We start from the raw sequence: 7445 nt of genomic DNA, 5'->3' as shown, positions 1-7445 counted from the left end.
CTGACGTTCCTCTTGCGAGGTCACGTTTATTTCTTGTGTCGAGCATTTGATAAATTTTGAGCATCACCGGCAAGCCGGTGGCACCTTCATCAAACGCCCACACTTATCGACTGTTGATTGTTAAAGATCGGTGTTCGGATCTTGCTGCATTGTCGACAAAGCGTTGTGTTTGTCAGCAGCAGAGAAGGGAGAGTATGAAGCGTTTGCTGCGTTTCGTCAACCCCTTCTTTTTCGTCGCATCAACCAGAACAGCGTGGTGTCAGCGGCGAAGGAGGTGAATTATAGACCCTCAAACGTCACACACGCAAGAGCCCACGCGCAACAATTTGTGCGCCTGGGCCCTCGAATAACCTGTCAAATCAATAATTTACGGATGAGCAATAGCGACGACCCGCCGCTGCAGGTCGCCCAGCAGCTCGCCGCGCACCGGTGCCCCGGCCGGCTCGACCTCGCACTGGTTGAGGTAGCGCGACAGCGCATCGTCCAGCTTCGGCAGCAGGATCGCGCGCTCGCTGTGGAGCGCACTGAACGACGGTCGCGGCGCCAGGAAGTTGCATTGTTCGCTGGCGATCGGCTCCAGCCGGCTCGCATCCATGCCGCTCAGCTCGGCAGCCTTGAGAGCGAAGTCGGCCCAGGTGACGGGCTCCCCATTGGTCAGGTGCCAGATGCCGGACGCCTTGTCGACCAGCAGGTCCAGGCACACGTTCACCAAGTCCGGCACATAGGTCGGCGACACGGTGATATCCCGGGCCGCATACAGGGGCTCGCCTGCCGCCAGCGTACGCAGCGACTGGGTGATGAAGTTGTACTGGTCCCACGGGCCGAAGAAGGACGAGGTCCGCACCACGAGCGCGCTCGGCAGACGGTCCAGCACTTCCTTCTCGGCGCGCGCCTTGCTCTCGCCATACACGTTCAGGGGCCGCACCGAGTCCGACTCCACATAGGGCGACGCGCGCTCGCCATCGAAGACCAGGTCGCTTGAGAAGGTCAGCAGATGAATATCATGCCGCGCACACACATCCGCCAGCACCGCCGGGCCGACCGTGTTCTCGCGGAAGCAGCGCTCGGCATCGTTCTGCGCCTCATCCACCCGCACATAGCCGCTCGCGTTCACCACCGCCCACGGCTGGTATTTCGCCAGCGCGTTCTCGACCGAGACCGGGTCCGCGATGTCCATGTCCTGCCGGCTCATCAGGCGATAGGCGATATTGCGCCGCTCGCACAGCCGCGCGAAGGCCCGGCCCAGGGTGCCGGTGGCGCCAGTGATCAGGATCGGCTGCATATGCGTCCCCACGAGATGGTGGCCATCGGCCGAAATCGAGGTCGGCGCGTTGCGCGTCGCGACCGGCGGACACAGGAAGCGGTCACTGCGCCGCCACCAGCCTTTGCCGCGCAGCACCTGATGCGACAGCGGCAGCCCGGCCGACAGCTCGCGCATCAGGCGCGCCAGCGCGGTCGGCCGCGGTGGGGACGAGCGCACGTCCAGCGGTCCCGGCTCGTAATAGCCGCGGCACTCCGTGACCAGGCAGTTCCAGTCGAACGAGCCGAGCAGCGACCAGACGGTCACCGCCCGCACGTCCGCACCGTTCGCCCGCGCCTGCAGGGCGCCATCCCAGATCTCCAGCAGCCAGCGCATCTGGTCCTCCCGGTGGCAATCCAGGTGGGCCTCGGTGACCGCGATTGGCAGGCCATAGCGCTCCCAGGCCTCCTGCAGCAGCGGCGCGATCCCCGGGGTAGGCGTAGCCAGCGCACGCGCTGTTTCAATATCGGCAACCGGTGTGTCGAAGATCGCTCCCCGGCAATGCTCGGGGTAGCGCTCCAGGCGATGATCCAGCCAGCGCTCGCTGGTGACGTAATAGTTGACCCCGATGATGTCCGGCGGGCACGGGTTGTCGCGGAACCAGAGCAGTTCCGCTTCATCGATGCCGGTCTCAACCAGGTAAGTCCACATGGCGTGGTCCTGGTCCACGCGGCCGCACAGGAAATCCCAGGCCAGCCAGCGCCGCTCGTTGTAGAAGTTGGCGTGCTGCTCCAGCTCGGGCGTGGCGTAGGTCTTGCCCAGGTCGTCCGTCTGCACCAGCTGGGCGTCCGGCCGCACCTTGCGGATCTCGCGCATCGCCAGCACGGTGGCGCGGCACTGGTTGAGCACGGCCTGGACGAAGGTGCGGTCGTCCTTCGCATGCGGATACCAGACGCCGTACAGCGCACTGAAGCGCGCCGTGGTCAGCGGCTCATTGACGGGGGTGTAGTACTTGATCCAGGGGCAGTGGCGGGCCAGCGCGCCCGCGTATTCGGCCAGCTTCTCTGCGAAGCATGGCGAGACGAGGCTGGTGTGGGCCGGGCCGCTGCCATGGTGCACGAGGCCGGCGATCGGTTCCACGCCCAGCTGCTTCAGCTTGGACAGCCGCTCGGTCCAGGACCAGTCGGCTTGCTCGACGCCGTCCGGCGCCACCTTCTCCCACAGCACCGGGTAGCGGATCATCCGGATCCCCAGCGCTGCGAAACGTTCCAGGTCATCCAGCCGTTCCAGGTGGCCATTGCGGTCCATCTGGCTGAAATACTGGTCCCTCACACGATTGACGGTACATTCCAGTCCGCCCCACAGTTCCAACGGGTGCTCGGCCCGCGCTTTGCTTTCGTTATTCATGGATTCTTCCTTATGCTCCCCTGCCGATCACGGCCGGATCAGCTGCGGTGGAGGCCGCGGCAGGGGTATGACTCATGCAGCGGCAAACAGCCCCGCCCGGTGCGGAGACCGTGCGCGGCTATCGCTTTGGGGCACAGATTAGCGAAATTTCGGAAATCATGACGTCGCGTTGAGCTCAATTACGCGCAGAACTACGCCTCCGCCAGAATGACGGCTCAGGTTTCGACTGCGCACACGGTCCGGTGCGCCCCACGCGTGAAATGCACTTTCACCGGCAGGAACTGCTGGATGACCTCGGCATTGGTCAGGGTGTGCTGGGACAGGTGGGACATCGAGAACGTGCCGCCGCCCGCCAGCGCAAACGGCACCAGCAGCTGGCCGGCCAGGTGCGCCCCGGCCGCGCCCTCCGACGCCTGGTAGCGGGATGCCTCCTCCGCCACCCGCCGCGCCACGGTTTCCGCGGTCACCCCACGCTCGCCGATGGCCGAGAAGATCTCGGTGACGTAGGCATGTTCGAATGTGAGCAGGACCGTATTCCCCGGTCCCTGGTCCGCGGGCAGGCCGCACTGGCGGCAGTTGGTGTCCCCCAGGTGAAACTCGGTGCACAGGATATCGAGTTCGCGCCGCCCCACGGTGGGCGCGAGACCGGCGACGAAGGCCTCGGCATAGGCATGGATGCGCGGCCCGCGCTGCAGCAGTTCGATTGGCTGCAGACGCCGGCACGGCACGATGTTCAGCACCAGTTCTCCGCCGCCGCGCGGGTAGAAGCCGAAGCGTTCCAGTTCCATCTCGAAGGTTGCGCCCATCTGGCGCAGGACCCGGCCGAACGCGCGGTCCAGATAATGCGCGGGCGGCGCCGTGGGGTTGTGCGTGCCGCCGGTCACCCGCACGGAAGATGGCCCGTCTGCATGCAGCAGCGCGGGCATCAGCGCCTGCACTACCAGCGTGGTGCTGCCTGCGGTGCCGATGTCGAAGGCGTAGTCGCCCGCACGGATCGCGCCCGGACGGAATTCGAGCTCGCCCACGCCCACGTCCACGGGCGTGACCTCGGCGCCGCATACCGCGGCCAGTGCCTGCACCGCCATCAGGTGCTGCCGCTGCAGCCCCGGCTTGGCGCGCCTGGCGCGGATGTTCTTCATGCGGAACGGGCGGCCGGTGATCGCGGACAGCGTCAGCGATGTGCGCAGCATCTGCCCGCCGCCCTCGCCGAGTGAGCCATCCAGTTCGATCATGGCCGGTTCCGCGTCAGCCTTTGACGCAGACGATCTGCTTGAGCGTGTGGACCACTTCCACCAGGTCCTCCTGCGCGTGCATGACCGCATCGATGTCCTTGTACGCCATCGGGATCTCGTCGATCACGTGCACGTCCTTGCGGCATTCCACGCCCTCGGTGGCCTTCACGTGGTCCTCGACCTTGTAGCGCCGCTTGGCCTCCGTACGGCTCATGGTCCGCCCCGCGCCGTGCGAGCAGCTGGTGAAGCTGTCCTCGTTGCCCTTGCCGCGCACGATGTAGCTCCTGGCGCCCATCGAACCGGGGATGATGCCAAGTTCGCCCTGCTTCGCCGACACCGCGCCCTTGCGCGTGACCAGCACCTCGCGGCCGAAGTGGCGCTCCTTCTGCACATAGTTATGGTGGCAGTTGACCGCCTCCACGTGCGTCTCGAACGTCTTGGGAATCACGCGCCGCACAGCCGCGATCAGGTTCTGCATCATCACCTCGCGGTTGATGCGCGCGAACTTCTGGGCCCAGCCGACGGCTTCCACATAGTCGTCGTAATGCTGCGTGCCTTCCTTCAGGTACGCGAGATCCTGGTCCGGCAGGTTGACCATGTGGGTGCGCATGTCGGTCTTGGCCAGTTCGATGAAGTGCTGGCCGATCGCATTGCCCACGCCGCGCGAACCGGAGTGCAGCATCAGCCACACGAAGCCTTCTTCATCCAGGCACACTTCGACGAAGTGGTTGCCGCTGCCGAGCGTCCCGAGGTGCTTGTAGTTGTTCGTGTGGCGCAGCTTGGGTGCCTTCTGCACGATACGGTCGAATTCATCCTTCAGCTGCATCCAGCCCGCATCCACCGAGGACGGCGGCGACATCCACGAGCCTTCGTCGCGGCCCTTGTGACCGCGCGTCTTTGGCGACATCCCGTGCGGGATGGCGTGTTCGATGGCGCTGCGCAGCTTGCCCAGGCTATCCGGCAAATCGTCCGCGCGCAGGGTCGTCTTGGCGGCCATCATGCCGCAGCCGATGTCCACGCCCACCGCGGCCGGGATCACCGCGCCCACGGTCGGGATCACGCTGCCGATGGTCGAGCCCTTGCCGAGATGGACATCGGGCATGACCGCGATGTGCTTGTAGATGAAGGGCATCTGCGCGGTCTTGCGCAGCTGCTCCTTGGCTTCCTGTTCGACCGGGACGCCGCGCGTCCACATCTTGACCGGCTTGCCGCCGTGCGTGTCGAGAATGTCGTAATGCTGTTCCATGTGCTGTGCTGCTCCGAATGAAGGGATCATACGCGCTCGCCCGTCCTGGCAGCGCACGCGCGCGGCATGGGCGAGCGCCGCCCGCTATAGTGCAGTTTGGCCTATTTTCGAAAGCATCGATGAAGCACCCTTGCCTGCGCCTGCACAGCGGCGCCCTTTTGATTGCCGCGGCCTTGCCCGCGTGGGCTTTGGATGGCCAGCCGCCCGTCCCTGCCGCCGCCGCGGATGCGGTGGTCGTCGTCAGCGCCGCGCGCACTGCGCACAACGAACTCGATGTCCCGGCCTCGGTGGACATCGTCGACGCCGCCCGCATCAACGCGGGCCAGCCGCGCGTGAACGCATCGGAAGCCTTGGCTGCGGTACCCGGCCTGGTCGTGCAGAACCGCCAGAACTACGCGCAGGACTTGCAGATTTCGTCGCGCGGCTTTGGCGCCCGCTCGGCCTTCGGCGTGCGCGGCGTGCGTCTGCTCACCGACGGCATCCCGGCGTCCATGCCGGACGGCCAGGGACAGGCCGCCACCTTCAACCTGGATATCGCGGACCGCATCGAAGTCCTGCGCGGCCCCTTCTCCGCCTTGTATGGCAACCACTCCGGCGGCGTAGTGCAGCTGTTCACGCGCGATGGCGCCGGCGCACCGGCGCTGGAGTCCACGTTCACCGGCGGCAGCGATGGTCTGCGCAAACTGGACGTCAACGCACAGGGCGGCGCGGGCCGTTTCGGCTACCTGCTCGATGCGTCGCGCTTCGAGACCGATGGCTACCGCGCTCACAGTGCCGCGCGCCGCGACCAGGCGCTGGCCAAGCTCACCGTGCGCCCGGAAGCGGGCGGCAAGCTGACCATCGTCGCCAGCGGTTTGCGCCAGCACGACACGCAGGATCCGCTCGGCCTTACCTGGGCCGCGCTGCAGCGCGACCCGCGCGCGGGCGAGATTGACACCACCGATCCGCAATCGCCGCAACGCACGCTGGCGGACCGCTACAACACCCGCAAGAGCATCGACCACCAGCAAATCGGCGCGGTCTACGACCTGGAAACCGGCGCTGGAAAACTGCACCTGATGGGATATGGCGGCAACCGCCGCGTGGTGCAATACCAGTCCTTCTCCAAAGGCTTCCAGGCTCCGCCGACGCACTCCGGTGGCGTGGTCGATTTCGACCGCGATTTCTCGGGCGCGGAGATCAACTGGACCTGGCGCGGACAGCTCGCCGATGGCGCCCTCGCGGCCACCATGGGCGCGGCCTACGATCATTCCTCCGATGACCGTAAGGGTTACGAGAACTTCATCGGCAATGTCTTCGGCGTGCAGGGCGTGCCCCGGCGCGACGAGACAGATACCCTCGACAGCCTCGATCCCTACCTGCAGCTGGAGTGGACGCGTGGACCGTGGGTGCTCGACGCAGGCCTGCGTCATACGCGCCTGAAGGTGAAGGTGCGCGACCGTTATGTGTCCAATGGTGACGACAGCGGCGGCTTGAGCTTCTCGCGCACCACGCCAATCGCGGGGGTGCTGTACAAGCTCGCGCCGGAGACCAGCGTGTACGTGAGTGCGGCGCATGGTTTCGAAACGCCGACCATGAATGAACTGTTCTACTCGGGCTCTGGTGCGGGCTTCAACTTTGGCCTGCGTCCGGCCACCAGCACACATCTCGAGACAGGTTTCAAGCACGCATCGGCCGGAGGCACCCGCATGCAGGCCGCCGTTTTCCAAGTGCAAACGCGGGATGAATTGGTGGTGGACGTGTCATCCGGTGGCCGCACCAGCTACCGCAACTCTGCACGCACGCAGCGCCAGGGACTTGAGCTTTCGGCCGATCTGCGCGTGGCTGAGGGCTGGCGTTCGCACCTCGCACTCACGACGCTGCGCGCCGTGTACCGGAATGCTTCTGGCAGCGCGCTGGCGGGTAGCCGTTTGCCGGGTGTGCCCAACGCCAGTGCCTTTGCGGACGTGGCGTGGACCAGCGCAGCGGGTGCGTGGACTGCGGGTCTCGAAACGCAGGCCGCGGGCCGCGTGTATGCGGACGATGCGAATCGCGACCAGCCGGCACCTGGCTATGCGGTCCTGAATATGCGGGTGGGCGCGCGCCAGGCCTTCGGTGGCTGGCAGCTTAAGGAATTTGTGCGGCTGAATAACCTGACCGACCGGGCGTACGTCGGGTCGGTCATCGTCGGCGATGCCAACAAGCGCTATTACGAGCCAGCGCCGGGCCGTCAATGGCTCGCCGGAGTGACGCTGCAACGGCAGTTCTGAGCTGGCGCACAAAAGTAAAAAGCCCGATAGCTTTCGCTACCGGGCTTTTTCTTTATAACTAGCCTGACGAT

General features: G+C 65.6%; 4 protein-coding genes. 1 reads left to right on the top strand and 3 read right to left on the bottom strand.

From position 1 onward, the window contains the following. Positions 1–367: 367 nt before the first annotated feature. From E4L96_RS01695 to E4L96_RS01685, 3 genes are all read right to left on the bottom strand, one after another. Complete coding sequence (locus E4L96_RS01695) at positions 368–2647, bottom strand: family 1 glycosylhydrolase (RefSeq protein WP_135205514.1); 2280 nt, start codon at positions 2645–2647, stop codon at positions 368–370. 215 nt (positions 2648–2862) lie between these two features. Further along, positions 2863–3879 carry an RNA 3'-terminal phosphate cyclase gene (gene rtcA / locus E4L96_RS01690; protein WP_135205513.1) on the bottom strand — a complete coding sequence of 339 codons (1017 nt, stop codon included), beginning with the start codon at positions 3877–3879 and terminating at the stop codon, positions 2863–2865. Positions 3880–3892: 13 nt separating this feature from the next. Beyond that, a complete protein-coding gene (locus E4L96_RS01685) occupies positions 3893–5125 on the bottom strand; it encodes an RtcB family protein (RefSeq protein WP_135205512.1) in 1233 nt (410 codons plus the stop codon). A gap of 119 nt (positions 5126–5244) precedes the next feature. On the opposite strand from E4L96_RS01685, the gene E4L96_RS01680 reads away from it, so the two are divergent. Continuing rightward, positions 5245–7374 (top strand): TonB-dependent receptor family protein, encoded by a 2130-nt coding sequence (locus E4L96_RS01680; RefSeq protein WP_135205511.1) that lies wholly within the window; start codon positions 5245–5247, stop codon positions 7372–7374. Positions 7375–7445 lie beyond the last annotated feature (71 nt).

Source organism: Zemynaea arenosa (genome assembly GCF_004614185.1).
GTDB classification, from domain to species: Bacteria; Pseudomonadota; Gammaproteobacteria; order Burkholderiales; family Burkholderiaceae_D; genus Telluria; species Telluria arenosa.
This window is presented reverse-complemented; position numbering and strand designations above follow the sequence as displayed.

Coding starts and splice junctions, on each gene's coding strand:
- E4L96_RS01695 (WP_135205514.1), bottom strand. CDS start 2,647: ATGAATAACGAAAGCAAAGCGCGGGCCGAGCACCCGTTGGAACTGTGG.
- rtcA (WP_135205513.1), bottom strand. CDS start 3,879: ATGATCGAACTGGATGGCTCACTCGGCGAGGGCGGCGGGCAGATGCTG.
- E4L96_RS01685 (WP_135205512.1), bottom strand. CDS start 5,125: ATGGAACAGCATTACGACATTCTCGACACGCACGGCGGCAAGCCGGTC.
- E4L96_RS01680 (WP_135205511.1), top strand. CDS start 5,245: ATGAAGCACCCTTGCCTGCGCCTGCACAGCGGCGCCCTTTTGATTGCC.